Origin of the sequence: Variovorax sp. YR266 (genome assembly GCF_900107295.1) — a bacterium.
GTDB lineage: Bacteria > Pseudomonadota > Gammaproteobacteria > Burkholderiales > Burkholderiaceae_C > Variovorax.
The window spans coordinates 43,709-70,218 of sequence record NZ_FNPM01000005.1 but is presented as its reverse complement, the minus strand read 5'-3'; the positions used below and the strand labels follow the sequence as shown (position 1 = coordinate 70,218).

The 26,510-nt window shown below is 66.2% G+C and carries 23 protein-coding genes and 3 tRNA genes; 15 read left to right on the top strand and 11 right to left on the bottom strand.

All coding sequences use genetic code 11. The annotated features are described in order from the left end of the window. Positions 1-41 precede the first annotated feature (41 nt). Positions 42-365 (top strand): DUF6172 family protein, encoded by a 324-nt coding sequence (locus tag BLW48_RS14690; RefSeq protein ID WP_093056523.1) that lies wholly within the window; start codon positions 42-44, stop codon positions 363-365. A 7-nt stretch (positions 366-372) separates the two neighbouring features. On the opposite strand, the gene BLW48_RS14685 is transcribed toward BLW48_RS14690, so the two are convergent. Genes BLW48_RS14685 through mfd form a run of 3 tightly spaced genes read right to left on the bottom strand, consistent with a single transcriptional unit; the run spans position 373 to position 5,623 of the window. Further along, on the bottom strand, positions 373-1,437 hold the full coding sequence (locus BLW48_RS14685; RefSeq protein ID WP_093175766.1) for an Ldh family oxidoreductase: 1,065 nt from the start codon (positions 1,435-1,437) through the stop codon (positions 373-375). Further along, on the bottom strand, positions 1,434-2,144 hold the full coding sequence (serB, locus tag BLW48_RS14680; RefSeq protein WP_093175764.1) for a phosphoserine phosphatase SerB: 711 nt from the start codon (positions 2,142-2,144) through the stop codon (positions 1,434-1,436). Before serB ends, BLW48_RS14685 begins: the two co-directional genes overlap by 4 nt. Further along, complete coding sequence (gene mfd, locus BLW48_RS14675; protein WP_093175761.1) at positions 2,141-5,623, bottom strand: transcription-repair coupling factor; 3,483 nt, start codon at positions 5,621-5,623, stop codon at positions 2,141-2,143. The genes serB and mfd overlap by 4 nt, the downstream gene beginning before the upstream one ends. 123 nt (positions 5,624-5,746) lie before the next feature. Between mfd and ispD the strand changes: the two genes are divergently transcribed. Both ispD and ispF read left to right on the top strand, forming a co-directional pair. Then, the gene (gene ispD, locus BLW48_RS14670; protein ID WP_093176353.1) at positions 5,747-6,469 is read left to right on the top strand and encodes a 2-C-methyl-D-erythritol 4-phosphate cytidylyltransferase; all 723 of its coding nucleotides are present in this window, start codon (positions 5,747-5,749) and stop codon (positions 6,467-6,469) included. Beyond that, positions 6,466-6,954, top strand: coding sequence for a 2-C-methyl-D-erythritol 2,4-cyclodiphosphate synthase (gene ispF, locus BLW48_RS14665; protein WP_093175759.1), 489 nt, complete (start codon positions 6,466-6,468; stop codon positions 6,952-6,954). The genes ispD and ispF overlap by 4 nt, the downstream gene beginning before the upstream one ends. A 12-nt stretch (positions 6,955-6,966) precedes the next feature. On the opposite strand, the gene BLW48_RS14660 is transcribed toward ispF, so the two are convergent. After that, positions 6,967-8,391, bottom strand: a complete 1,425-nt coding sequence (locus BLW48_RS14660; protein ID WP_093056528.1) for a sensor histidine kinase — start codon at positions 8,389-8,391, stop codon at positions 6,967-6,969. Positions 8,392-8,465: 74 nt separating this feature from the next. Continuing rightward, positions 8,466-9,197 (bottom strand): osmolarity response regulator transcription factor OmpR, encoded by a 732-nt coding sequence (ompR, locus tag BLW48_RS14655; RefSeq protein WP_007837017.1) that lies wholly within the window; start codon positions 9,195-9,197, stop codon positions 8,466-8,468. 172 nt (positions 9,198-9,369) lie between these two features. On the opposite strand from ompR, the gene BLW48_RS14650 reads away from it, so the two are divergent. Then, positions 9,370-9,729, top strand: a complete 360-nt coding sequence (locus tag BLW48_RS14650; RefSeq protein ID WP_093175756.1) for a hypothetical protein — start codon at positions 9,370-9,372, stop codon at positions 9,727-9,729. 65 nt (positions 9,730-9,794) lie between these two features. Continuing rightward, entirely contained in the window at positions 9,795-10,502 is a 708-nt protein-coding gene (locus BLW48_RS14645; RefSeq protein ID WP_093073855.1) for an SIMPL domain-containing protein, read from the top strand. A gap of 27 nt (positions 10,503-10,529) precedes the next feature. Here the strand turns inward: BLW48_RS14645 and BLW48_RS14640 are convergent, their stop codons facing one another. Beyond that, positions 10,530-11,300 (bottom strand): 3-hydroxybutyrate dehydrogenase, encoded by a 771-nt coding sequence (locus BLW48_RS14640; RefSeq protein ID WP_093075152.1) that lies wholly within the window; start codon positions 11,298-11,300, stop codon positions 10,530-10,532. A gap of 26 nt (positions 11,301-11,326) precedes the next feature. Between BLW48_RS14640 and BLW48_RS14635 the strand changes: the two genes are divergently transcribed. The 6 genes from BLW48_RS14635 (at position 11,327) to rimO (ending at position 17,323) form a co-directional block, all read left to right on the top strand. Further along, positions 11,327-12,319, top strand: coding sequence for an alpha/beta fold hydrolase (locus tag BLW48_RS14635; protein ID WP_093056531.1), 993 nt, complete (start codon positions 11,327-11,329; stop codon positions 12,317-12,319). Positions 12,320-12,374: 55 nt separating this feature from the next. Then, the gene (locus BLW48_RS14630) at positions 12,375-14,579 is read left to right on the top strand and encodes a RelA/SpoT family protein (protein ID WP_371127378.1); all 2,205 of its coding nucleotides are present in this window, start codon (positions 12,375-12,377) and stop codon (positions 14,577-14,579) included. Positions 14,580-14,627: 48 nt separating this feature from the next. Next, positions 14,628-14,704, top strand: a tRNA-Val gene (locus tag BLW48_RS14625). Positions 14,705-14,873: 169 nt separating this feature from the next. Continuing rightward, the gene (locus BLW48_RS14620) at positions 14,874-15,242 is read left to right on the top strand and encodes a hypothetical protein (RefSeq protein ID WP_093175754.1); all 369 of its coding nucleotides are present in this window, start codon (positions 14,874-14,876) and stop codon (positions 15,240-15,242) included. 74 nt (positions 15,243-15,316) lie between these two features. After that, complete coding sequence (gene phaR, locus BLW48_RS14615) at positions 15,317-15,877, top strand: polyhydroxyalkanoate synthesis repressor PhaR (protein ID WP_093056534.1); 561 nt, start codon at positions 15,317-15,319, stop codon at positions 15,875-15,877. A 39-nt stretch (positions 15,878-15,916) separates the two neighbouring features. Beyond that, positions 15,917-17,323 (top strand): 30S ribosomal protein S12 methylthiotransferase RimO, encoded by a 1,407-nt coding sequence (rimO, locus tag BLW48_RS14610; protein WP_093175751.1) that lies wholly within the window; start codon positions 15,917-15,919, stop codon positions 17,321-17,323. Positions 17,324-17,404: 81 nt separating this feature from the next. Here rimO and BLW48_RS14605 read toward each other — a convergent pair. Together BLW48_RS14605 and BLW48_RS14600 are read right to left on the bottom strand one after the other, a co-directional pair. Beyond that, positions 17,405-17,489 (bottom strand) — tRNA-Leu (locus tag BLW48_RS14605). A gap of 209 nt (positions 17,490-17,698) precedes the next feature. After that, a tRNA-Leu gene (locus BLW48_RS14600) sits at positions 17,699-17,783 on the bottom strand. An 81-nt stretch (positions 17,784-17,864) separates the two neighbouring features. On the opposite strand from BLW48_RS14600, the gene rnr reads away from it, so the two are divergent. Both rnr and BLW48_RS14590 read left to right on the top strand, forming a co-directional pair. After that, the gene (gene rnr / locus BLW48_RS14595) at positions 17,865-20,129 is read left to right on the top strand and encodes a ribonuclease R (protein ID WP_371127550.1); all 2,265 of its coding nucleotides are present in this window, start codon (positions 17,865-17,867) and stop codon (positions 20,127-20,129) included. Between the two features lie 60 nt (positions 20,130-20,189). Then, positions 20,190-20,954, top strand: coding sequence for an SDR family oxidoreductase (locus BLW48_RS14590; RefSeq protein WP_093056536.1), 765 nt, complete (start codon positions 20,190-20,192; stop codon positions 20,952-20,954). A 10-nt stretch (positions 20,955-20,964) separates the two neighbouring features. Here BLW48_RS14590 and BLW48_RS14585 read toward each other — a convergent pair whose 3' ends face one another. Further along, complete coding sequence (locus BLW48_RS14585) at positions 20,965-22,425, bottom strand: NAD(P)H-hydrate dehydratase (RefSeq protein WP_093175749.1); 1,461 nt, start codon at positions 22,423-22,425, stop codon at positions 20,965-20,967. 41 nt (positions 22,426-22,466) lie between these two features. On the opposite strand from BLW48_RS14585, the gene BLW48_RS14580 reads away from it, so the two are divergent. Beyond that, positions 22,467-22,895 carry a hypothetical protein gene (locus BLW48_RS14580; protein ID WP_093175746.1) on the top strand — a complete coding sequence of 143 codons (429 nt, stop codon included), beginning with the start codon at positions 22,467-22,469 and terminating at the stop codon, positions 22,893-22,895. Here BLW48_RS14580 and BLW48_RS14575 read toward each other — a convergent pair. Together BLW48_RS14575 and BLW48_RS14570 are read right to left on the bottom strand one after the other, a co-directional pair. Beyond that, positions 22,885-24,138 (bottom strand): D-amino acid dehydrogenase, encoded by a 1,254-nt coding sequence (locus tag BLW48_RS14575; RefSeq protein WP_093175744.1) that lies wholly within the window; start codon positions 24,136-24,138, stop codon positions 22,885-22,887. The genes BLW48_RS14580 and BLW48_RS14575 overlap by 11 nt on opposite strands. Before the next feature lie 56 nt (positions 24,139-24,194). Further along, a complete protein-coding gene (locus BLW48_RS14570) occupies positions 24,195-25,517 on the bottom strand; it encodes an amidase (protein WP_093175741.1) in 1,323 nt (440 codons plus the stop codon). Positions 25,518-25,727: 210 nt separating this feature from the next. On the opposite strand from BLW48_RS14570, the gene rpsB reads away from it, so the two are divergent. Next, positions 25,728-26,483: a 30S ribosomal protein S2 gene (gene rpsB / locus BLW48_RS14565; protein ID WP_093056541.1), complete on the top strand. Its 756-nt coding sequence runs from the start codon at positions 25,728-25,730 to the stop codon at positions 26,481-26,483. Positions 26,484-26,510 lie beyond the last annotated feature (27 nt).

Sequence of the window (26,510 nt, the reverse complement as noted above, 5' to 3'; positions counted from 1 at the left end):
GGTGCCGGATTCGGTGGCTTTCACATTGGTTACGATCACCCATGAGAAAAACCTTTCAGCTTCAGGTCGAGGGCAAGCACCCCGACCGTCTCCTCGAAGCCATCAAGCACGAGATCCGCAAGTACATCAAGCGCGAGCGGCGGCGCGTATTGCCCGAAGGCGCGGACTTCTGGGACTTCGACTGCAAGTTCGGCACCGAGGCCGAGAACGCCGAAGTCGTTCACCTGTCGGCCATCACCGGCCTCATCGACGGTGTGGTGAAAGAGGCCGGCAAGCAGTTCTACGTCGAGATCCTGGCCAAGCCCGGCCAGCGCAAGGCGCGCCCCGCGGGCGAAGCCGCACCGCCCACCGACGCCGAAGACTGACCCTCGCTCAGACCAGCGCCTGCGCCAGCCGCAGGCCGTGGCGCTGCTCCGCATCGTGCAGCGAGCGCGCAATCGACGGGTGCAGCCGCACCCCGTTCTTCGACTGCGCTTCCCGACGCTTCAACCCGCCTTCGCCCGGCAGCCGCACAGGCTTGGCCGGGTCGATGGGCGTGTTGTCGCGGCACTTGGCCGCCACATGGTCCATCTGGTGCAGGAAGGCGTCCTTGCCGCCGAAGGCGTTCAGGTCGTGCAGCGTGATGTGCACCGTCGCGCCCCAGCCCTCGGGCGGATCGGCACGGCCATGGCCCGCGAGGCCGGCCGTGAGCGTCTCGACCAGCAGCGCCATTCCGTAGCCCTTGTGCCCGTGGCTCAGCCCGCCGACCGGCAGCAGCGTGCCGGGCGGCTGGTCGAACAGCACTTGCGGATTGTTCGACGGCTTGCCGGTGGCGTCGATCAGCCATTCCTCGGCGAAGGTCTCGCCGGCCGCGCGCTTGCGGTTGCTCATGCCGTTGGTGGTGATGGAGGCCGAGATGTCGACCATCACGCCGCCCTGCGACAGCGGAAAGCCCATGGCCAGCGGGTTTGGCGTGAACACCGCCTGCGTGCCGCCGAAGGGCGCGACGCTGGCGGCATTGGGGTCGGAGCAGGCCAGCAGCATCAGCATGTCTTCCTGCAGCGCGCGCAGCATGTAGACGGCAAGGCAGGCGATGTGATGGCTGCGGCGGATCACGAGCGAAGCCGTGCCCAGCTCGCGCGCACGCGGCACCAGCAGGTCCATGCCCTGGTCCATGAGCCAGGGGCCGGGCAGGCGCTTGCCGTCCCACAGCACGGCGGCGGGGCGGTCCGACAGCACCTCGGGGGCGCCGTCGCGCGTCATGCCGCCTGACTCGATTTCCTTCACATAGCCGGCCAGCAGTGCGAGGCCGTGCGTGTCGTGGCCCAGCAGGTCGCCTTCGACCAGCGTGCGGGCCACGCTGTCGGCCATCGACGCGGCGAGCCCGGCCTTCTGCAGCAGGGCGCTGGCGTAGTCCCTGAGCGCGTCGGCGCTGTAGAGCGGAGCGGTGTCGGTCATTTCAATACCTCCAGCACGCGGTCGAGGCCGCCTTCGTTGATGGCCACCATGGCCTGCTCGCGCACCTTCGGCTTGGCGTGATACGCAACCGAAAGGCCGGCCTCGCCCATCATCGGCAGGTCGTTGGCGCCGTCGCCCACGGCGATGGTTTCCTGCGGCGAGATGCCCATGAGCGACGCCACTTCGAGCAGCGTGCGGCGCTTTTCGGCGCCGTCGCAGATGTCTCCCCAGCTCTGCGTGACCACCTGGCCGGTGAGCTTGCCGCCGGCTTCGTCGAGCAGGTTGGAGCGCGCGAAGTCGATGCCCAGCCGGTCCTTCACGCGGTTCGCGAAGAAGGTGAAGCCGCCCGAAACCAGCAGCACCTTGAGCCCGGCCGCCTTGCAGGCCGCCACCAGCTCGCTCGCGCCGGGGTTGAGCTTGAGCCGCTCGTCGTACACCTGCTGCAGCGCCTCGACCGGCACGCCCTGCAGCAGTGCCACGCGGCGGCGCAGGCTTTCCTTGAAGTCCTTGATCTCGCCGCGCATCGTGGCTTCGGTGATGGCGGCCACCTCGGCCTTCTTGCCGACCGCATCGGCGATCTCGTCGATGCATTCGATGTTGATCAGCGTCGAGTCCATGTCGAACGCGATCAGCTTGAAGTCGGCGAGCTTGAGCGGCGGCTTCACGCGCTGGATGACGAGGCCGGGGGAGATTTCTGTAGCGCTCATGCGGTGACGGTTTCCTTGACGATGGGTTGGCCCAGGCTGCGCAGCACGTCACGCACCAGTTGGGCCCGGTCTTTGGGCTCTTTCAGTTCGCGCTCGATGCGCAGCTTCTCGTTGCCGGCGAGTTTGATGTGCTTGTTCTTCTGGATCAGCTGGATGATGGCCATGCCATCGACCGGCGCGTCCTTCTTGAAGGTGATGTTGATGATCCCCGGCGCGGCATCGACCTTCACCACGCCGTAGGGCCGTGCCAGCACGCGCAGGCGGTGCGTGTCGATCAGCGTCTGCGCCTGCGGCGGCAGCTTGCCGAAGCGGTCGACGATTTCTTCCAGCAGCGTGTCGATCTGGTCGGGCGTCTTCGCGGTGGCCAGCTTCTTGTAGAACGACAGCCGCAGGTGCACGTCGCCGCAATAGTCGTCGGGCAGCAGGGCGGGTGCGTGCAGGTTGATTTCTGTCGTCACCGACAGCGGCGACAGCAGGTCGGGCTCCTGCCCGGCCTTGAGCGCACGCACGGCTTCGCTCAGCATCTCGTTGTAGAGCTGGAAGCCGATCTCCATCATGTTGCCGCTCTGGTTTTCGCCCAGCACCTCGCCGGTGCCGCGGATCTCCAGGTCGTGCATGGCCAGGTAGAAGCCGGAGCCCAGCTCTTCCATCTGCTGGATGGCGTCGAGCCGCTGCGCCGCATGCTTGGTCAGGCCTTCGGTGTCGGGCACCATGAGGTAGGCATAGGCTTGGTGGTGCGAGCGGCCGACGCGACCGCGCAGCTGGTGCAGCTGCGCCAGGCCGAACTTGTCGGCGCGGCTCATCACGATGGTGTTGGCGGTGGGCACGTCGATGCCGGTCTCGATGATGGTCGAGCACAGCAGCAGGTTGTAGCGCTGCGCCACGAAGTCGCGCATCACGCGCTCCAGCTCGCGCTCGGGCATCTGGCCGTGGGCCACGGCGATGCGGGCCTCGGGCAATATTTCTTCGAGCTTCTGGCGGCGGTTCTCGATGGTCTCGACCTCGTTGTGCAGGAAGTAGACCTGCCCGCCGCGCTTGAGCTCGCGCAGCACGGCTTCGCGGATCACGCCGGTGCCCTCGTTGCGCACGAATGTCTTGATGGCCAGCCGGCGCTGCGGCGCGGTGGCGATCACGCTCAGGTCGCGCAGGCCTTCGAGCGCCATGCCCAGCGTGCGCGGGATCGGCGTGGCCGTCAGCGTGAGCACGTCGACCTCGGCGCGCATGGCCTTCATCGCCTCTTTGTGGCGCACGCCGAAGCGATGCTCCTCGTCGATGATGAGCAGGCCCAGGTTCTTGAACTTGACCGACTGCGAGAGCAGCTTGTGCGTGCCGACCACGATGTCGACCTGGCCCTCGGCCAGCCCCTTGGCGGCTGCGGTGATTTCCTTGGCCGAGCGGAAGCGGCTCATCTCGGCCACCTTCACGGGCCATTTGGCGAAGCGGTCGACCAGCGTCTGGTAGTGCTGCTCGGCCAGCAGCGTGGTGGGCGCGAGAAACGCCACCTGCTTGCCACCAGTCACAGCGATGAAGGCGGCGCGCAACGCAACTTCGGTCTTGCCGAAGCCCACGTCGCCGCACACGAGGCGGTCCATTGGCTGGGGCGAGATCATGTCCTGCACCACGGCGTGGATCGCGGCCTTCTGGTCCGCCGTTTCCTGGAAGCCGAAGTCGTTGGAAAACACTTCGTAGTCGGCCGGCGAGTAACGGAAGGCGTGGCCCTCGCGCGCGGCGCGGCGGGCGTAGATGTTGAGCAGCTCGGCGGCCGAGTCGCGCACCTGTTCGGCTGCCTTGCGCTTGGCCTTTTCCCACTGGCCGGAGCCCAGCTTGTGCAGTGGGGCTTCGTCGGCGCTGACGCCGGTGTAGCGGCTGATCTGGTGCAACTGCGACACGGGCACGTAGAGCGTGGCCTTGTCGGCGTACTCCAGGTGCAGCATTTCCTGCAGCAGCGGCTTGCCCTCGGCGTCGGTGCCCTGGCCCAGGTCCATGTGGATCAGGCCGCGGTAACGGCCGATGCCGTGCGCGGTGTGGACCACCGGGTCGCCCACGTTGAGCTCCGACAGGTCCTTGATGAGCGCTTCGACGTCGCTGACCTGTTCCTGCTTCTTGTTGCGCCGGCGCGTGGTGGGCGCGGTGGCGAACAGCTCGGTTTCGGTGACGAGGTCGATGCCCTGTTCGCGCCAGGCGAAACCCGAGGCCAGCGCGGCGGTGGCGATGCCGATCTTTTCGTCGGCGGAGGCTTCGAACTCGGCCAGCGAGTCGAAGGCCGGCGGGCTCACGCCGCTGGCGCGCAGGAAGTCGAGCAGGCTTTCGCGGCGGCCGTCGCTCTCGGCGATCAGCAGCACGCGATGTGGCGTGGCGCGGATGTGGGCCTTCAGGCCGACCAGCGGGTCTTCGGCACCGCGCACCACGGCGAAGGGCGGCAGTTTGTCGAACTCGGCGTAGGGTGCGTCCGTAGGCACATCGCCGCGAATTGCGAGCTGCGCATGGGGCTTGGCGCGCTGGTAGAACTGCTCGGCGTTTAGGAACAGCGCCTCGGGCGGCAGGGCTGGGCGCTCGGGGTCGCCGCGCACCAACCGGTAGCGTTCGTTCGTGTCATGCCAGAAATGCTGGAAGGCCGGTTCGAGATCGCCGTGCAGCACCACGGTGGCATCCGGCCCGAGGTAGTCGAACACCGTGGCCGTCTCGTCGAAGAACAGCGGCAGGTAGTACTCGATGCCGGCGGTGGCCACGCCGTTGCCCATGTCCTTGTAGATGCGGCTCTTGGTCGGGTCGCCTTCGAGCAGTTCGCGCCAGCGGCTGCGAAAGCGCCCGCGCGCGTCGTCGTCCATCGGGAACTCGCGGCCCGGCAGCAGCCGCACTTCGGGCACCGGGTACAGGCTGCGCTGTGTGTCGGGGTCGAAGGTGCGGATGGAGTCGATCTCGTCGTCGAACAGGTCGACGCGGAAAGGCACCGGCGAGCCCATGGGGAACAGGTCGATCAGGCCGCCGCGCACCGCGTATTCGCCGGGGCTCACCACCTGCGTCACATGGGTGTAGCCGGCCAGCGTGAGCTGGGCCTTGAGCTTCGACTCTTCCAGCTTCTGCTTGGCCTTGAACTGGAAGGTGTAGCCGGCCAGGAAGGCCGGCGGCGCCAGCCGGTAGAGCGCGGTGGTGGCGGGCACCAGCACCACGTCGGCCTCTTTCTGGCTGATGCGCCAGAGGGTGGCAAGGCGCTCGCTGATCAGGTCCTGGTGGGGCGAGAAGCTGTCGTAGGGCAGCGTTTCCCAGTCGGGGAAGAGGGCGCAGCGCAGGTCGGGCGCGAAGAAGGCGATCTCGTCGATCAGGCGCTGGGCGTCGTTGGCATCGGCCGTGAACATCGCCGTGGCGCGCCCCGCGGCTTTCTCGCGCATGGCCAGCTGCGCCAGCAGCAAGGCATCGGCCGACAACGGGGGGCGCGGCAGCGTGAAACGCTTGCCCGCCGTGAGGTGGGGGAGGTCCATGGAACGCTTGGTGGAAATGCACAACACCCCGCGCCGGCTGGCGAGGGGTGTGCACAGCGGGCAATTCTAGAATGGCGGCCCCTTATTCGCTTGTCGGCCACCGCCGACGCCGGGCCCTCCCTCATGTCCTCTTCCCGACTCTTCGTGCTGATCCCGTGTGCCGGCTCCGGCTATCGCGCGGGGCATGCGCAGTCCACCCAGCCCAAGCAGTACCGGCGGCTGGCCGGCCTGCCGATGGTGGCCCACACGCTGGAGGCCTTCCGCGCGCTGGCGGGGCGCTTCGCCGGGCTGGCGCTGGTGGTGTCGCCGGACGACCGCGATGTGGATGCGGTGCTGCCGCGCTTTCCCGCCGAGAACGAATACCTGCTGCGCGTGGGCGGCGTGACCCGCGCGGCCACGGTGCGCAACGGCCTCGTGGCGCTGCGGCAGAAGGGCGCTGGCGCACACGACTGGGTGCTGGTGCACGACGCGGCGCGCTGCCTCGTCACTTCGAGTCAGATCGAGGCGCTGATCGCGGCCTGCGAGCACGACGCCGTCGGTGGCCTGCTGGCGCAGCGGCTGGCGGACACGCTGAAGTCGTCGACCACCGAAAGCCGCGTGGCCCAGACCCTGCCACGTGCCGACAAGTGGCTGGCGCAGACGCCGCAGATGTTCCGCATCGGCATGCTGCTCGACGCGCTGGAGCGCACGGGCGACACGGTGACCGACGAGGCCGGCGCCATCGAGGCCGTTGGCCTGTCGCCGCTGCTGGTGCCGGGCAGCGCGCAGAACTTCAAGGTGACCTTTCCCGAAGACTTTGCGCTGGCCGAAGCAGTTCTGCTTGGCCGCAAGAAGGGCCTGGCATGACGAGCGCTTTCAATATCCGCGTGGGCGAGGGCTGGGACGTTCACCAGCTGGTGGCAGGGCGCAAGCTGATCCTGGGCGGCATCGAGGTGCCGCACACCACCGGCCTGCTGGGCCATTCGGATGCCGACGTGCTGCTGCACGCCATTACCGATGCGCTGCTGGGCGGCGCGGGGCTGGGTGACATCGGCCGGCATTTTCCGGATACCGACCCGCAGTTTCGCGGCGCCGATTCGTCGGTGCTGCTGGCCGAGGCGGCGCGCCGGGTGCGCGCGGCGGGCTGGGAGATCGGCAACGTCGACAGCACCGTGATCGCGCAGGCGCCCAAGCTCGCGCCGCACATTCCGCTCATGTGCCAGCGCATCGCCGACACGCTGGGCATTGCGCTCGGGCAAGTGAACGTGAAGGCGAAGACGGCCGAGAAGCTCGGCCCGGTGGGCGAGGGCCGCGCGATGGAAGCCCGCGCGGCCGTGCTGCTGCACGGCTGACGCGGCCCCGGATCAGGCCGGCTTCTTGCCGCCGCCCTGCGGCTCGCCGGGCTTGGCGCTGCCGGGTGGCATCGCGCGCGGCATCCGGATATGCGCCGCCAGGCCGCGGCCCGGCGTGCTGGTCAGCGCAAAGGTGCCGCCCATGCGCTCGATGTTCTTCGCCACGATCGACAGGCCCAGGCCTGCACCGGCGGCTGACGTGCGCGCGGCATCGCCACGGAAGAAGGGCTTGGTCAGCTGCGAGAGCAGGGCGGGCTCGACGCCCGCGCCGTGATCGCGCACCTTGATGAGCACCGCGTCGTTGTTGGCCTGCGCCTGGATCGTCACGTCGGCCACGCCCGTGGAGGGCGACTTGCCATAGCGCCGCGCGTTCTCGACCAGGTTGGAGATCACGCGGGTGAGCTCGACCTCGTCGCCCAGCACCCGCAGGTCGGGGGGCACCTCGACCTTGATGTTCATTTCCTCGTAGTCCTGTACGGCGTAGGTACAGGCGTCGACCACATCGCGCAGCAGCACCGGGCGCGGATCGACATGGTCGGGCCGCGCGTAGTCGAGGAACTTGTCGATGATCGCGTCGAGTTGGGCGATGTCGGCGGCCATGTGGTCGCGCGCGTCTTCGTCGGCCACGCTCATTTCGGTTTCGAGCCGCAGCCGGGCCAGCGGCGTGCGCAAGTCGTGCGAGATGCCGGCCAGCATGATGGCGCGGTCCTGCTCGATCTTGGCGAGCTGGTCTGCCATCCGATTGAAGCCGATATTGACCGCGCGAATCTCGTTGGTACGGGCGCGCTCGTCGAGCCGGTGCGCCTCGTACTCGCCCTCGCGCACCTGCATGGTCGCGCGCGACAGCTGCTTGAGCGGCAGGTTGATGAGCCGGGTGATCAGCGCCGCGCCAGCCAGCGACAGCGCCATGGCAGTGCTGAGCCACACCAGCCAGGTGCGCCCGCCTACGCGGCTGAAGCGCGTCGGGTCGAGCAGCAGCCAGTAGGTGTCGCTCTCGATGGTGAAGCCGATCCACAGGCCCGCCTCGTCGTTCACGCGGCTGGCCACCGTGGTGCCTTCGCCCAATTGGTCGATCAGCTCCTCGGTCACGCGCAGGTCGAGCGCGCCGCTGGTGTAGGGCTGGAACCGGTCGTTGGGTTCGCGCGGCAGGATGCGCACGCCCTCCTGGTCGGCCAGCGTCTTGATCAGCGACACCCGGGTGATGGCGTCCGAATACACCAGCGCCGCGCGGGTGAGGTTCACGAGCGAGGCGATCTGGTGGGCGGTTTGAATGGCGCGCGGCTCGTATTCGAGCGAGCGGAAGGTCTGCAGCCAGGCGACGGTACAGCCGATCAGCAGCAGCGCCAGCAGGAAGAAAGTGCGCCAGAAAAGGCTGAAGCCCAGCTTGAGGCCGGGGCGTCGGTCACGTTGCGCGCTCGCTTCGAGCGGGCTCGGCATCGTGACCTGTGCGCCGTCCTCCTGAGCGGGGCCTGGTCTGGTGGATTGGCCGATGGCCACCTCTCAACGTGGCGTCAGGCCGTGCCGTCCGGCACGAACACGTAGCCCACGCCCCAGACGGTCTGGATGTAGCGCGGCGCTGCGGCGTCGGACTCGACCAGCTTGCGCAGGCGCGAGATCTGCACGTCCAGGCTGCGGTCGAAGGGCTCGAACTCGCGCCCGCGCGCCAGCTGGGCCAGCTTTTCGCGCGACAGCGGTTGACGCGGATGGCGCACCAGCGCCTTCAGCATCGCGAACTCGCCGGTGGTCAGCGAGAGCTCTTCGCCATCCTTTTTCAAGGTGCGCGAGCCGAGATCGAAGGCGAACGGGCCGAAAGTGACGGTCTCGTTCTCCGTGGAGGGGGCGCCCGGCGCTTCGAGCGGCGGACGGCGGCGCAGCACTGCGTGCACACGGGCCAGCAGTTCGCGCGGGTTGAAAGGCTTGCCGAGGTAGTCGTCTGCGCCGACTTCGAGACCGACGATGCGGTCCACGTCTTCGCCCTTGGCGGTGAGCATGATGATCGGCGTGCGGTCGTTGGCGGCGCGCAGGCGTCGGCAGACCGAGAGGCCGTCTTCGCCGGGCATCATCAGGTCGAGCACGATCAGGTCGACCGTGTCGCGCAACAGGATGCGGTTGAGCGCCTTGCCGTCCTCGGCCACGATCACTTCAAAACCTTCCTGGGTCAGATAGCGGCGCAGGAGGTCGCGGATGCGGGCGTCGTCGTCGACGATCACGATCTTGTCGGTGCGAGCGGGAACTTGAGTCATTTCTACAACGATGAATTTGTAACAGGGCCGATTCTGAAGGCGTTGAGTGGTCGTTGAGCCGGATTTACTTATGGTTTGACACTAAGTTACAAAACTTGCGGACGCTCGCCGTCTGGTCATCTGACGTTAGCGCGGAGGTGGCAAAGTCGCTTTTCCTGATGACTTCCACTCAATGAGACGTCCTTTTTCAGCCCTCCCGTTCATCCTCGTTTTCGCCTGCGGCCCGTCGCTGGCGGTGTCTGGCGACTTTTTCAGGGTGGGCGAGGTGCGTCGCAGCGAGGTCCGTGACGCGGTGGCGACCCATCGGGCCGCGCAGCGCGAGGAGGTCCGCCGCGAACAGGCGATCGCCGGCCGGCGTCTTACCGCCGCCGAACTGTTCGAGCTGCGGCAGCAGGTCCGTGGCCAATGGACCCCGCCCGCGGCGGGTGCTTTGATCAATTCGGCAGAATCGCAGCCGGCCGAGCGGATCGTGCCGGTGCCTCCGGCCGCGGATCGCCAGTCGCTTACCGCGCCGCGCAGCCAGCGCCGCTGACGCGCCGGCTGGCCTGCCTGCGAACGCGGGCCTGTTTTTCACACCAACAAAGGGAGTACTTCGCCTTGAAGAAAAAAATCAAACTGCTCGCGGCCTGCGCCGCCCTGGCCGCTGCCGGCAACGCACTGGCCCAGAACGTCGTCACACCCGCGCCACAGAACGTGTTGCAGCTGACGGCTTCCGGCACGATCGAAGTCCAGCAGGACATGCTGAGCATGACGCTCGTGACCACCCGCGACGCAACCGACGCAGCCACCGTGCAGACGCAGTTGAAGGCCGCGCTCGACGCCGCACTGGCCGAAGCGAAGAAGAACGCGCAGGCGGGCCAGCTTGACGTGCGCACCGGCAACTTCAGCCTGTCGCCGCGCTACACGAAGGACGGCAAGATCAACGGCTGGCAGGGCTCGACCGAGCTGGTGCTCGAAGGCCGCGACTTCCCGCGTATCACCCAGACGGCCGGGCGCATCACCACGCTCAGCGTGGGCAACGTGGGCTTCGGCCTGAGCCGCGAGCAGCGCGCCAAGACCGAGACCGAGGCGCAGAACATCGCCATCGAGAACTTCAAGCAGAAGGCCGGCGAGCTGGCCAAGGGCTTCGGCTTCGGTGGCTACACGCTGCGCGAGGTGTCGGTGAACGCGAGCGACAACGGCCCGATCCGTCCGCGCATGATGGCGGTGCAGGCCAAGTCGTTCTCGGCCGATTCGGCTGTGCCGGTCGAGGCCGGCAAGACCAGCGTGGTGGTGAGCGTGTCGGGCTCGGTGCAGCTCAAATAAGAGAAACCCGTACCGGCGGGCTACCCTTTACTGGGCAGTCCATCCGCCGTCCATGGCCCAGGCAACGCCCCGTACCTGGTCGGCCGCCGGCGAGCACAGGAAGACGGCGAGGCCGCCTAGTTGCTCGACCGTGGTGAACTGCAGCGAAGGCTGCTTTTCGCCCAGCAGGTCGTTTTGCGCCTGCGCGGCCGTGATGCCTTCTCGCGCTGCGCGGTCGTCGATCTGCTTCTGCACCAGCTGGGTGAGCACCCAGCCCGGGCAGATCGCATTGGCGGTGACGCCGGTGGTCGCGGTTTCGAGCGCGACCGACTTGGTCAGGCCGACGATGCCGTGCTTGGCCGCCACATAGGCCGACTTCTGCGCCGACGCCACGAGGCCATGGGCCGACGCGATGTTGATGACGCGGCCCCAGTTGGCCTCGCGCATCGCTGGAATTGCCAGGCGCGTCGTATGAAAGGCGCTGGTGAGGTTGATTGCGATGATGGCGTCCCAACGTTCGGTGGGAAAGTCTTCGACCTTGGCCACGTGCTGGATGCCGGCGTTGTTCACGAGGACGTCGACGCGGCCGAATTTCGAAGCGGCGAAGCTCATCATGTCTTCGATCTGGTCGGGCTTGCTCATGTCGGCGCCGTGGTACTCGGCGCGCACGCCGAGCGCTTCGATCTCGGCCTTGGGGGCTTGGGCATCGCCGAAGCCGTTGAGCACGATGTTTGCTCCTTGTTGAGCGAGAGCCTTGGCGATGGCGAGGCCAATGCCGCTGGTGGACCCCGTGACAAGCGCGGTTTTGCCTTTGAGCATGAAGATCAATCTCCGGATGAATTAGGATGCGACGAGACAATTATCCGCACCAGGACGACTTCGTTTTCATGACCGAACCGACGCTTCATTACGTGGCGTGCGACGACGCCCAGGGCGGCCATCGCATGGCCTATTGGCAATGGGGCGACGCGCGCAGTACGCATGTCGTGATCTGCGTGCACGGGCTGACCCGGCAGGGTCGCGATTTCGACCGGCTGGCGCAGGCCATCGTGGCGCGCGCCGGAGGCAATGTGCGTGTGGTCTGCCCTGACGTGGTGGGCCGAGGGCGCAGCGACTGGTTGCGTGACCCGGCCTTTTATCAAGTGCCGGTGTATGCGGCCGACATGGTCGCGCTGATTGCGCAACTGCATCGCGAGCAGGCAATCGACACGCTCGACTACCTGGGCACCAGCATGGGCGGGCTGATCGGCTTCGTGCTTGCAGGCCACAAGGAACTGCCGCTGGCGCGGCCCATTCGCCGCTTCATTGCGAACGATGTCGGCCCGACGATCGAGCCAGCCGCGGTGCAACGCATCGGTGCCTATGTGGGGAAGAACGGCAGTTACGAGAGCGTGCAGGCGGCGGCCGATGCCATGTGGGTGCTGTCGACCACCTTCGGCCCGCACACTCCGGCCCAGTGGCTGGCACTGTCGCAACACATGGTGGTGCCTGCCTCGCAGCGCACGGCCGACGGTTCGGCCAAGGTCGAAGCGGGCAGTGATGATGAAGGCTCCTGGCTGCTTCACTACGATCCGGCCATCGGCGTGGCGCTGCGCGCCATCACCCCCGAGGCTGCGGCACAGGGTGGCGCGATCATGTGGAGCCTGTACGACGCGATCGAGGCGCGCACGCTCATCACTCGCGGCGCCGTGTCGGATCTGCTCTCGCGCGAAACGGCCCTGGCCATGACGCAGCGCGGCCCGCATGCCAAGCTGGTCGAGTTCGAAGGCGTGGGCCATGCGCCGACCTTTGTCGACCCCGCACAGATCGCTGCCGTCACCGACTTCCTTTTCGACTGAGTGATTGAGTGAACGAAGCGTGAAGCGCGATTCTTCGAGCCTCCAGACGGCACCCATGTCCGACGCGGCCATGGTCGACTACCCGTTGTCCGCCGCAACGGCCGACCGCACGCCGGTGATGGAGAACATGCTGGCGCGCGCGCGTGCGTTCGCCGAGCCGCTGATCGCCGATGAAAAGCTCGACACGGGCGAGAACACACTCGCACACGCCGACGCGGTGGCCACCATCGTCGCGAAGATGGGCGGCTCCGAGGCCATGCAGGCGGCGAGCTACCTGGTCTATTCGTGCCAGCACCTGAACCGCCCGCAGGAAGTGATCGCCAAGGTGTTCGGCGACAACTTCGCGGCGCTCGCGGTCGAGACGACCAAGTTGGTGCGTGTGCAGGAGCAGGCCCGCTCGGCTTCGCAGGGGCATCACGTCGAAGGCGCCGGTGCGCAGACCGAGAACGTGCGCAAGATGCTGCTGGCGTTCTCGCGCGACCTGCGCGTGGTGATGCTGCGGCTGGCCTCGCGCCTGCAGACGCTGCGGCATGCAGCTGCGAGCAAGCGGCCCGCACCCGAGGGCGTTGCGCGCGAGTCGCTGCAGGTGTTTGCGCCACTGGCCAACCGGCTGGGTATCTGGCAGGTGAAGTGGGAGATCGAAGATCTCTCGTTTCGCTTCCTCGAGCCTGAAACCTACAAGCTGATCGCGCGCCTGCTCGACGAAAAGCGCATCGAGCGCGAAGGGCACGTCGAGCAATTGCGCTCGCAGCTGGAGAGCGAGCTGCAGGCCGAAGGCGTCAAGGCCGCGGTGCAGGGGCGGCCCAAGAACATCTACAGCATCGTCAAGAAGATGCGCGGCAAGTCGCTCGACTTCGAGCAGGTCTTCGACATCCTCGCGCTGCGCGTGGTGGTGCCTGACGTCAAGGACTGCTATGCGGCCCTGGCGTGGGTGCACTCGCATTTCCAGCCGATCGACGAAGAGTTCGACGACTACATCGCGCGGCCCAAGCCCAATGGCTACCAGTCGCTGCACACGGTGGTGCGCGAGCTGGTGGATGGCAAGGCGGGCAAGCCGATCGAGATCCAGATTCGCACCGAAGAGATGCACGACCACGCCGAGCATGGCGTGGCGGCGCACTGGGCCTACAAGGAAGCGGGCCACAAGGGCTATGCGGGCGTGTGGGCCAGCGGCGAGTACGACGCGAAGATCGCGGTGCTGCGGCAACTGCTGGCGTGGGAGCGCGATCTGTCGGGTGGCCTGCAGGGGCAGGGGCTGTTCGATGACCGCATCTATGTGCTGACGCCCGATGCCGCCATCGTCGAACTGCCGCAGGGTGCGACGCCAGTCGACTTTGCCTACACCGTGCACACCACGCTGGGCCATCGCTGCCGCGGGGCGCGTGTCGATGGCGCGATGGTGCCGTTGAACACGCCGCTGTCGAACGGGCAGACGGTCGAGATCATCGCGGCCAAGGAGGGCGGGCCTTCACGCGACTGGCTCAATGCCGAACTGGGCTACCTGGCCAGTCATCGTGCACGTGCGAAGGTGCGTGCATGGTTCAACGCACAGATCACGCACGAGACCGTGGCGCGCGGACGCGAAGCGGTCGAGAAGCTGCTGCAGCGCGAAGGCAAGACGGCCGTGCGGCTCGAAGACCTGGCGTCGCAGCTGGGCTTCAAGTCGGCGGACCATCTGTTCGAAGTGGTGGGCAAGGACGAATTCTCGCTGCGCAACATCGAGACGCTGCTGCGCCCGCCGGAGCCCGCGCCGGGGCCCGACGACGGCGTGCTCATCAAGAAGGCGCGCGGCAGCGAGAAGTCGGGCAAGGGCGGCGTGCTCGTGGTGGGCGTGTCTTCGTTGATGACGCAGCTTGCCAAGTGCTGCAAGCCTGCGCCGCCCGATGCCATTCGCGGCTTCGTCACGCGAGGCCATGGTGTCAGCGTGCACCGCAGCGATTGCAGCAACTTCCGCACGATGGCCGCGAAGGATGGCGAGCGCGTCATCGACGTGGAGTGGGGCGTCGCGAAGAAGGGCGCCGACGCGCCCGTGTATGCGGTGGACGTGGCTGTGGAAGCGGCCGACCGTCAGGGCCTGCTGCGCGATATCTCCGATGTGTTCGCACGCGAGAAGATGAACGTGATCGGCGTGCAGACGCAGTCGATCAAGGGCACGGCGTGGATGACGTTCACCGTTGAAATCGCGGATGCCGCGCGGCTCACGCAGGTTCTTGGCATGGTCACGGCAGTGATTGGTGTGCGATCTGCACGTCGTCGCTGAAAAGCACGTTTTCTCCTGCTACAATAGCTGCTTCTCGGACACATCCTTAGGCGCGTAGCTCAGCTGGTTAGAGCACCACCTTGACATGGTGGGGGTCGTTGGTTCGAGTCCAATCGCGCCTACCAATTTCTGCTTCAGTCCCGGCCAACCACCGGATCAGCTGACAGAGCATGCACCGGGTTCCCCGGTGCACATATCGTCCCTTGTGGTGATGCAGGCAAAGACCTTGGCCATGTTGTTGTGCTACCTTGGCTGCTCTGCAATTCCATTCCACTTTTCTTGATAAGCGATCAGATGAATACGCGATCAACGCCTGTTGATCGGGCTCATGCCGACAAGCGCCTGGCCGCACTGTTGAGGCAGGCTCCTCTCGAGTTTGCGCGTGCTGTCTACGGCATCAACGACTATGCAGGTGGGCGCACCGACACCATGGCGGCACGCGAGGTGGTGCGTGCGCAACGCCAGGGCATTCCTCTGACCGAAGAGCGCGCCGAGCAACGCGCTCGCGCATATCTGCCGACCGTGGGACAAGAACATTGCCCGCGCTGCTGGGTGGTCTACGGGCAGAAAACGCCGCTGCGGTTTCGGGAGGCCGACGAAGAGCGACCCGAGACGGCTGCATGCCATGCATGCGGCGCGGAGTACGCGACATCGCCGGATTGAGGAAAGTGCCGCGTCTGGTCAGGGTAAACCTTGTCGCGGCGCAGCAAAACCGCTCCCTAGAATCATCCGATGACATGGGCGTCCATGTGAAGGAGTCCGCAGTGCAGAGCAAGAAGTCCGGGGTCAAGCCGGTACAGCGTGTGATCAAGAAGTACCCCAACCGAAGGCTCTACGACACCGAGACATCCACGTACATCACGCTGACCGAGGTGAAGCAGCTGGTCATCCAGAGTGCCCAGTTCGTGGTGCGCGATGCCAAGACCGGCGACGACCTCACGCGCAGCATCCTGCTGCAGATCATTCTCGAAGAAGAGGCGGGCGGTGCGCCGATGTTCACCGAGCAGGTGCTGGCCAACATCATCCGTTTCTACGGGCAGGCGATGCAGGGCTACATGGGCCCGTACCTCGAGAAGAACATCCAGGCCATGACCGAAGTGCAGGCGCAACTGACCGAAAAGGCCGAAGGCCTGACACCCGAGATGTGGTCGCGCTTCATGACCATGCAGTCGCCGATGCTGCAGGGACTGATGGGCAATTACGTCGAGCAATCGAAGAACGTTTTCCTGCAAATGCAGGAGCAGATGCAGAAAAACACCGAGCAGGTACTGGGGGCCTTTGGCATTAAGCGGCCCTGAATGTCCTGCCGTCACCGATAGCTGGGACAATAGAGGCATATGAGCGAAGTTGCCTCCCCCGAACGTACGGCCACGCCGACCGCCCCCAAGGTCGGTTTCGTGAGCCTGGGCTGCCCCAAGGCCCTGACCGATTCCGAACTGATCCTGACCCAGCTGAGTGCCGAGGGTTATCAAACCGCCAAGACTTTCGAAGGTGCCGACCTGGTGATCGTCAACACCTGCGGCTTCATCGACGATGCCGTGAAGGAGAGCCTGGACACCATTGGCGAAGCGCTGGCAGAAAATGGCCGTGTGATCGTCACCGGCTGCCTGGGCGCCAAGATCGGCGACCAGGGCGGCAATCTGGTGCGCCAGATGCACCCGAGCGTGCTGGCCGTGACCGGCCCGCACGCCACGCAGGAGGTGATGGATGCGGTGCATGCGAACCTGCCGAAGCCGCACGATCCCTTCATCGACCTGGTGCCGAATACTTTCGGTGTCGCCGGTCTCAAGCTGACGCCGCGCCACTACGCCTACCTGAAGATCAGCGAGGGCTGCAACCACCGCTGCACCTTCTGCATCATTCCCTCGATGCGCGGCGACCTCGTGTCGCGGCCGGTCGGCGATGTGTTGAGCGAGGCCAAGGCCTTGTTCGAAGGCGGCGTGAAAGAGCTGCTGGTGATCAGCCAGGACACCTCGGCCTACGGCGTCGACGTGAAATACCGCACCGGGTTCTGGGACGGCAAGCCGGTCAAGACCCGCATGCTCGAACTGGTGCGCACGCTGGGCGAAATCGCCGAGCCATATGGCGCCTGGGTTCGCCTGCACTATGTGTATCCGTACCCGAGCGTTGACGAGATCATTCCGTTGATGGCGAGCGGCCAGGTGCTGCCGTATCTCGACGTGCCCTTGCAGCACAGCCATCCCGATGTGCTGAAGCGCATGAAGCGCCCGGCCAGTGGCGAGAAGAATCTGGAGCGGCTGGCGCGCTGGCGCGAGGTGTGTCCGGAACTCGTGATCCGCAGCACCTTCATCGCCGGATTCCCCGGCGAAACGGAACAGGAATTCGAGCATCTGCTCGACTTCATTCGTGAAGCCGAGATCGACCGCGCCGGTTGCTTTGCCTACAGCCCGGTCCAAGGCGCCACCGCCAACGACATTCCGGGCATGCTGCCCGAAGCCGAGCGCGAGGCGCGCCGCGCGCGTTTCATGGAGGTGGCCGAGGCCGTGTCGATCGCCAAGCTGCAAAGACGCGTCGGCTCGACGATGCAGGTGCTGGTCGATTCGGCGCCGGGCATGGGCCGCAAGGGCGGGGTGGGGCGCACGTATGCCGATGCGCCGGAGATCGACGGCACGGTTCGCCTGCTGCCGCCCGAGAAGATCAGCAAGACGCTGAAGGTGGGTGAGTTCACCCGCGCGCGCATCGTGGGTGCCGAGGGCCACGACCTGATCGCATTGCCCGTTTGATGCGGATTCGAATGGACAAGAAAAAAGCCACCGGAGGCCGGTGGCTTGAATCGAATGACCTGGTAAGGGTCTGCTTGAATTTGGTGCCCAGAAGAGGACTCGAACCTCCACGATGTTACTCGCTAGTACCTGAAACTAGTGCGTCTACCAATTCCGCCATCTGGGCTTGTTCTGCTTTTCAGCAAAGACTACGAGTATACACAATTTGGCCCGGCAATTTCGTCGCCTCGAAGCGTGTGGAGAAGCTCCAACGTCTGCTTGGCCTCGCTTGTGAAGGCTGCATCGAGCGTTTGATGCGAATTCGAATGGACAAGAAAAAAGCCACCGGAGGCCGGTGGCTTGAATCGAATGACCTGGTAAAGGTCTGTTTAAACTTGGTGCCCAGAAGAGGACTCGAACCTCCACGATGTTACTCGCTAGTACCTGAAACTAGTGCGTCTACCAATTCCGCCATCTGGGCCCACAGAGCTGCCGAAGCAGCAATGTTTTGAATTTCAGGAAAGAAGGAGATCATATCAAAAATAATGTCACTTCCAGCGGCTTGCTGGATGAATTCGAAGGAACTGTTCAAGGACATCGCGATGGGCACGGCTTCGTGCAGCGCGACGACGGTGAAGCAGACATCTACCTGCCGCCGAACGAAATGCGCGCGGTGTTGCACAAGGACCGCGTCAAGGCGCGCGTCGTGCGCCAGGACCGCCGCGGTCGCCCCGAAGGGCGCGTGGTGGAAATCGTCGAGCGTCCCGAGCAGCCCATCATCGGCCGCCTGTTGCACGAAGGCGGCATCTGGCTCGTTGCACCGGAAGACAAGCGCTACGGCCAGGACGTCCTGATTCCCAAGGGCGCAACCGGTCCCGCGAAGGTGGGGCAGGTGGTTGTCGTGCAACTCACCGAGCCGCCGGCTCTGTTCGGCCAGCCCGTTGGCCGCGTGAAAGAAGTGCTGGGCGAGATCGACGACCCCGGCATGGAGATCGAGATCGCCGTACGCAAGTATGGCGTGCCGCACGAGTTTTCCGCGGAGTGCCTGGCCGAAGCCAAGGCATTGCCCGAGAAGGTCCGTCCCGCCGACAAGAAGGGGCGCGTCGACCTCACCGACATTCCGCTTGTCACCATCGACGGTGAAGACGCGCGCGACTTCGACGACGCCGTGTACTGCGAACCCGCGAAGGTGGGCCGCGGCAAGGGCTGGCGCCTGCTGGTTGCCATTGCCGATGTCAGCGCCTATGTGCAGACCGGCTCGGGCATCGACATTGACGCCTACGACCGCGCCACCAGCGTGTACTTTCCGCGCCGCGTGATTCCGATGCTGCCCGAGAAGCTGTCGAACGGCCTGTGCTCGCTCAACCCCGAGGTCGAGCGCCTGTGCATGGTGTGCGACATGCTGGTCGCGGCCGACGGCGAGATCTACGCGTACCAGTTCTACCCGGCCGTGATGTTCAGCCATGCGCGCTTCACGTACACCGAGGTGGCTGCCATCCTCGGCAACACGCGCGGCCCCGAAGCTGCCAAGCGCAAGGACCGCGTCAAGGACCTGCTGAACCTTGCCGACGTCTACAAGGCGCTGCTCAAGCAGCGCGGCAAGCGTGGCGCGGTCGACTTCGAAACCACCGAGACGCAGATCATCTGCGACGACGCCGGCCGCATCGAAAAGATCGTGCCGCGCACGCGCAACGAGGCGCACCGCCTGATCGAAGAGGCAATGCTCGCGGCCAACGTCTGCAGCGCCGACTTCATCGCCGAAGGCAAGCACCCGGGCCTGTACCGCGTGCACGAAGGCCCGACGCCCGAGAAGAAGGAAATCCTGCGCGGCTACCTGAAGGCGATGGGTGTCGGCCTGAGCATCACCGATGATCCCAAGCCGGGCGAGTTCCAGGCCATTGCCGATGCCACCAAGGAGCGCCCCGACGCGCAGCAGATCCACACCATGCTGCTGCGCTCGATGCAGCAGGCGATCTACACGCCGATCAACAGCGGCCACTTCGGCCTGGCCTACGAGGCCTACACGCACTTCACGAGCCCGATCCGGCGCTATCCGGACCTGCTGGTGCATCGCGTGATCAAGGCGATCCTGTCGAAGACGCGCTACCAGCTGCCGATGCTGCCCACGCCCGGCGAGGCGCATGCCAAACTGGCCAAGCGGCTCGCGTCGCGCGTGAAAGCGCCAACCAGCAAGCCGCAGAAGGCCACTGTTGCTCCCACCAAGGAAGTGCTGGCATGGGAGGCCGCAGGCCTGCATTGCAGCGCCAACGAACGCCGCGCCGACGAGGCCAGCCGCGACGTCGAGGCCTGGCTCAAGTGCAAGTACATGCGCGAGCATCTTGGCGAGGAATACGGCGGCGTGGTCACTGCGGCCACGACCTTCGGCATCTTCGTCACGCTCGACGCGATGTACGTCGAGGGTCTGGTGCACATCACCGAGCTCGGCGGCGAGTACTTCAAGTTCGACGAGATGCGCCAGGAGCTGCGCGGCGAGCGCACCGGCATCCGCTATGCCATCGGCACGCGGGTGCGAGTTCAGGTGAGCCGAGTCGACCTGGACGGCCGCAAGATCGACTTCCGCCTCGTGCGCGAAGGCGAAGAGCTCACGGCCCGTGCCATGAAGGACAAGGGTGCGGCATCATCGGGCGTGCCGGTCAAGGCCTCGGCCAAGCGCAGCACGCGTCACAAGGCTGAGGCTGGCAACGCCGAGTCGCGCGCAGAGCGCGGCACCTCGGCCACGGCAGGGCCGCAGTCGGCGATGCAGGCCTTCAAGTCGGCGGTCAAGAAGGCCGCCAACAAGATGAAGGGGCGCAAGCCGCGCCGCTGAAGCAAGCCTCGCAGGTCGCACGAACCATCGACAAACCGAAAAGAGAAAGAGACAGACAGCATGAGCGCTGAAGACAACAAGGGCCGCATCGCCATCGTCACGGGTGCGGGTTCCGGCATCGGCCGCGCCGCCGCGCTGGCGCTGCTGGGTGACGGCTGGAGCGTGGTTCTGGCGGGGCGCCGCCTGGAGCCGCTGGAGCAGGTGGCGCAAGAATCGGGCGCCGGTGCGCGCGCTTTCGCAGTGTCGACCGACGTGTCCAATGCGGACTCGGTGCAGGCCCTGTTCGCCGCCACCGTCGAGCGGTTCGGCCGCGTCGACCTGCTGTTCAACAACGCCGGCGTGGGCAACCCGCCGGGCCCGTTCGAGGACTGGACGCCCGAGCAATGGCAAGGTGTGGTCGACATCAACCTGACCGGCATGTTCTTCTGTATCCAGCAGGCGTTCCGCACGATGAAGGCGCAGACGCCGATGGGTGGCCGCATCATCAACAACGGCTCCATCTCGGCCACCGCTCCACGGCCGAACTCGGCCGCCTACACGGCGACCAAGCACGCGGTCGAAGGCCTGACCAAGACCGCGTCGCTCGACGGCCGCAAGTACGACATCGCCGTGGGGCAGGTGGACGTGGGCAACGCCATGACCGAACTGGCCGCGCGCATGGCCAAGGGCGTGCCGCAGGCCAACGGCGAACTCGCGATCGAGCCGCTGATCGACGTCAAGATCGTGGGCCAGTCGGTGCTCTACATGGCGAACCTGCCGCTGGAGGCCAACGTGCTGTTCCACACCATCATGGCGACGAAGATGCCCTTCGTCGGGCGCGGCTAAAAAGCTCGCGTCAGGCGGGCGCGCGGCGGGCCAGCGTGCCGGCCGTGAGCGGGGCTGCATCGGCCGGCCATGTGTCAGCGATGTGGCCGTGTTGCCAGACGGCTTCGCGCGCTGCTTCGAAAGCAGGCTGGCGCATGGCCAGCGCCGTGCCGATCATGCCGGCCAGCACGTCGCCGGTGCCTGCAGTCGCGAGGCTGGCATTGCCGGTCAAGTTGATGACTGGCAGGGTTTCGGCGGCGCCGGCAATGACGGTGCCCGAACCCTTGAGCACGACCACGACGCCGAAGCGCGCGGCGAGTTGGCGGGCTGCGGCCAGCCTGTCGGCTTGGACATCGCCGACGGTGCAGCCCAGCAGGCGCGCAGCCTCCAGCGGATGGGGCGTGATCACGGTGGGCGATCCGCTTTTCCCCCGGGACGTCAGCTGTGCTTGCAGTGCGCCATCGGTTGCGATCGCATTGAGCGCATCGGCATCGAGCACCAAAGCGGCCGCCGTCGAGAGCACGCGCGGCAGCAGTTCTTGCACCGCCTTTCCACCGCCGCAGCCGCACACCGCCGTCATGCCTGACAGGTCGAGCGTTCGGGCGTCGCGCAGCATCAGTTCGGGTTGCGCGGTGTCGACAGGGGCCGCGCTCGGGTCGAGCAATCCGACGAACACGCGTCCCGCGCCGCCATGCAGTGCCGCCGAGCCGGCCAGCAAGGCGGCGCCCGCCATGCCGGACGCTCCGCCGATCACCGCGACATCGCCGTAGCTACCCTTGTGCGAGGCATGGGTGCGCGGCTGTGCGGCGGGTGCTCCGGCGATTCGGGCCACGGGTTGATCCTTGAACGCGCTGCAACCCAGATCGTCGAACCACACCGTGCCCGCGGCATCGCGGCCCTGGGCAGTGAACAGGCCGGGCTTCAATGAAAGAAAGGTGATGCAGGTGCGGGCCGATGCTTGCGCGTGGTCGATGCCGTGGGGCAGGGTGCCGGTGTCCGCATTCAACCCCGATGGCACGTCGACGCAGAGCACGGGTTGGCCGCTCGCATGCATCTTCGCCAGCCACTCGGCCATCGTGCCTTCGGGCGGCCGCGTCGATCCGATGCCGAGCAGCGCGTCGATGGCCAGTTCATAGGCCGAAGGCGGCGTCGATGCAAAGGTGACGCCCGCATCGCGGGCACGCTGCAGTGAAGCCTTGGCGTCCGGTGGCAAGCGGCTTTCATCTCCCAGGAACGTGACGACCGGAAAGAAGCCCCGGTGACGCAACTGCGCGGCCGCCTCGAAACCATCGCCGCCGTTGTTTCCCGGCCCGCAAGCCACCCAGATCGTCCGCGCATGCGGCGCAATCGCCATCGCGAGCCGCGCTACCGCAAGGCCGGCGCGCTGCATCAGCGTGTGGGCGGGCAGGGCGGCCGCAGCGGCATGCTCGATTCGGCGCGTGGCGGCGATGTCGAACAACTCGGCAGCGGTGGCGGAGGTGATGCGTTGCATCGGCGCATTGTGCCGCCGTGCTGCCTCCCTATCATCCGGGGATGAGCTTCAAAGGCGTCGGTTGGCTGCTTGTCCTGCTTTTCGCAGCGCTTGTCTTTTTCCTCGCTGCGACGATGGCGTGGATTGCAGGGCTGGGATGGGTTCTGGGCCTGTTGTGCGCCGTATGGGGCGTCTTCCTGCTGGCAGAGCTGAAGCGGTGGGTGTCTCTGCGGGACGTGGCCTGGGCCGCCAATGTCGGCTTCGGCTGCAGCGTGATCCGGTGGTTCGACGTCCCGGGTGAAACTGCTTCCGGCCTGATGAGTCTGGCCCTGCTGGGTGCCGCTGCGCTGTGCCTGATTTTCTTTGCGCTGCTCAGCCCCGGACTGCTGGGATGGATTGCGAGCAGGCTTCGCCCACAGCCGGAGCCCGCGCTGCCTGTAGAGCAGCCGGCGAGCCCCGAGGCCCTGCGCCGGTGGGGTCCTAAAGACTGAGCCGTTCGACCCCGAGTCCTTCGAGGTCGATGCCCGGGTCCTGTCCAGCGATCAGGTCGCCCAGCACGCGCGCGCTGCCGCACGACAGCGCCCAGCCGCTCGACCCATGGCCGAGGTTGAGCCACACGCCGGGAATACCGCTGGCACCCAGCACCGGTGGACCGTCCGGCAGCATTGGCCGTGCGCCTTTCCATTGCTGGACGCCGGACTGCAGCGTGGCTGCGCCCGGGAACCAGTCGTGCAGCACCTTGTAGAGCGTTTGCATCGCGGCCGGGTTCATCGTGTCGAGCGAGCCGCCGATCTCGGCGCTGCCAGCCACCCGCACGCGCTGGCCCAGGCGGGAGATGGCGACCTTGTAGCGCTCGTCCATCACCGCGCTGCGCGGCGCGTTGAGCGGCTCGCGGATCGGCGCGCTCACCGAATGGCCGTAGACCGGGGCCATCGGGATGCGCAGGCCCAGCGGCCGCAGCAGCGCGGCCGAAGCCAGGCCGGCGCACACCACGACTGCGTCGTAGCGCACGGGGTCGGAGCCGCTCGCCAGCGACAGCGAGGTGGGTGCCGCGCGGCTCAGCGGCGCGATGTCGCAGTTGAAATGAAACTGCGCGCCGAACGACTCGGCCTCCCATTTGAGCAGCAGCGCGAACTGGCGGCAGTTGGCCACTTCGTCTTCGGGCAGGTGGATGGCGCCTGCCAGCGGGGTGTCGGGGTTGAGGGCGGGCTCGATCAGCCGGGCCTCGTCGGCGTCGATTTCCTTGAAGACGCTGCCCGCCGAGCGCAGCACCTCCAACCCGGCTTGCACCAGTTTCTTGTCGCGCTTGGAACGCAGCAGCACCAGGTAGCCGTCGCTGCGTTCGTAGCTGAGCTCGCGCGCCTCGGTCACCTCGTGCAGTCGATTGCGACTGTAGAAGGCCAGGCGCTGCATGCGGGCGCGGTTGGCCAGGTAGGTTTCGAGCTTGCAGGCTTTCTGCCAGCGCGACAGCCAGCCGAGATCGCGCGAGCCCAGCGGCCAGCGCAGCTTGATGGCGCCGTGCGAGGACAGCAGCGAGCGCAGCACCTTGCCGCGCATGCCGGGGGCGGCCCACGGCGTGACGTACCCGGGAGCGACCACGCCGGCGTTGGCGAAGCTAGCTTCTTCTGCGGCGGCGCCCCTGCGCTCGAACACGGTCACTTCATGGCCGTCGGAAACCAGTTCCCAGGCGGTGGTGACGCCGATGATGCCAGCGCCCACGATCGCGATTTTCATTGAATGTTCTGAATAAGAGAGATGGCTGACGCCCGTGAGGTGGGCCGTGTCAGCTGTTAATTTTGCAGCGCGCGCTCGGTCTGGAGTGCTACAGCAAGCACGGCGTCGTCGTGCAGCGCGGCATGCCACAACATCAGGCCAACCGGCAGTTCGCCGTCGGCGTGGCAGGGCCGCGAGATCGCGCAGCCGTCGAGCATATTGATGATCGACGGGTTGCGCAGCAGCAATGCATTGACGCGGAAGAATTCGTCGTCGCGTTGGGTGCCCGGCGCCACGCTGGCGATGGGCGGCGCGGTGATCGGCACTGTCGGCGACAGCACGGCGTCGAACGGGGCGAGCGCGGTTTCGACTCGGGCGATCCAGTCGCGACGGGCATTGATCAGGTCGATGTATTCATGCGCCTTCATCGTGGCGCCGCGCAGGATGCGCTGGGCCACGCGCGGGTCGTAGCCTGCACCGCTGCGCTCCAGCAACAGGCGGTGCCAAGCGTGCGACTCGGCGGCCGAGAAGCCGCCGGTGGCATTGATGGTGGCCAACTCGGCGAGTTCGGGCAGTTCGATTTCCACGATGCGGGCGCCGGCTGCGCGGAGCGCCTTCAGCGAGCGCTCGAAGGCGGTGGATACGGCGGGTTCGATGCCGTCGAAGAAGACGTTCTTCACCACGGCCAGCCTGTAGGCGGCCAGAGGGGCGTTGCCGGCGGTCACTCGCCGGGCCGCGAGGATCTCGTGCGCGGTGATGGCGTCGCGAACCGAGCGCGTCATGGCGCAGACAGTGTCCAGAGTGGTTGAGAGCGGCAGCGCGCCGTCGGCGGGCGTCAGCCGGGCCGTGTTCTTGAAGCCGACGATGCCGTTCAGCGCCGCCGGAATGCGGATCGAGCCGCCAGTGTCGGAGCCCAGGCCGATGAACGCGGCCCCGCTGGCCACCGAGATCGCGGCGCCGGACGACGAGCCGCCCGGAATGCGCGGCGTGGCGGCATCGCTCACGTTGGCCGGCGTGCCGTGATGCGGGTTGACGCCGACGCCCGAGAAAGCGAATTCCGTCATGTTGGTGCGGCCGGTCAGCACGCCGCCCGCGGCGCGCAGCCGCGCCACGGCAAGGGCATCGGCCCTGGCGACTGGTGCATGGGCCAGGACCACTGAGCCGGCGGGCGTTGGCTGACCTTCGATGTCGAACAGGTCCTTGGCGGTGAAGGCGAGGCCCGAAAGCCGGCTGTCGGGGTTCGACGCAGCGGCCGCCTGGCGGGCTTCGTCGAACATGGTGCGGGTGAAGACGTGCGCGCAGACCGGGGACTGGGCGATGCCGATGGCGCGCTCCATTTCGGTGCGTGCATCGGAGCCACCTGCCAGAAGGTCGAGACGGGTGGCGTGAAGGTCGTTCATGAGTGGGGCAGAGGCTGTGCAAGCAGCTCGGGTTCAGGGAGGAGGGGGCGGCGGCCGTGCTATACTCTTTGGGTTTCGCTGGCTGAGCGACGGCTCCCGTTGCACCCAGTCAAACACATCCGCAAACCGGCCCAATCAAGGTGTTGTGACTCCATTCGAAAAGAGCACAAAACGGGCTGGATTTTAGACCCAACCTTTGGAGTAATTTCAATGTCTACCACCATGCGCGAAATGCTGGAAGCAGGTGTCCATTTCGGTCACCAAACCCGCTTCTGGAACCCCAAGATGGCCCCGTACATCTTCGGTCATCGCAACAAGATTCACATCATCAACCTGGAAAAGTCGCTCCCGATGTTCCAGGACGCGATGAAGTACGCCAAGCAGCTCACCGCTAACCGCGGCACGATCCTGATGGTCGGCACGAAGCGCCAGGCCCGTGAAATCGTGGCGGCAGAAGCCCGTCGCGCCGGCGTGCCCTTCGTCGACACCCGCTGGCTCGGCGGCATGCTGACCAACTTCAAGACCGTCAAGACCTCGATCAAGCGTCTGAAGGACATGAAGGCCCAGCAGGAAGCCGGCCTTGACTCGCTGAGCAAGAAGGAGCAGCTGACCTTCTCGCGCGAAATCGAGAAGCTCGAAAAGGACATCGGCGGCATCCAGGATATGGCCGCGCTGCCCGACGCCATCTTCGTGATCGACGTGGGCTTCCACAAGATCGCCGTGGCCGAAGCCAAGAAGCTCGGCATTCCGCTGATTGGCGTGGTTGACTCCAACCACTCGCCCGAAGGCATCGACTACGTGATCCCTGGCAACGACGACTCGTCGAAGGCTGTCACGCTGTACGCCCGCGGCATCGCCGACGCGATCATCGAAGGCCGCAACAGCGCCACCGGTGACGTGGTCAAGGCCATCGCCGAAGGCAATGGCGACGAATTCGTCGAAGTCGAAGAAGGCGCTTCGGCCTGATTGGCGCGCCTGCGAGCCTGAAGAAGG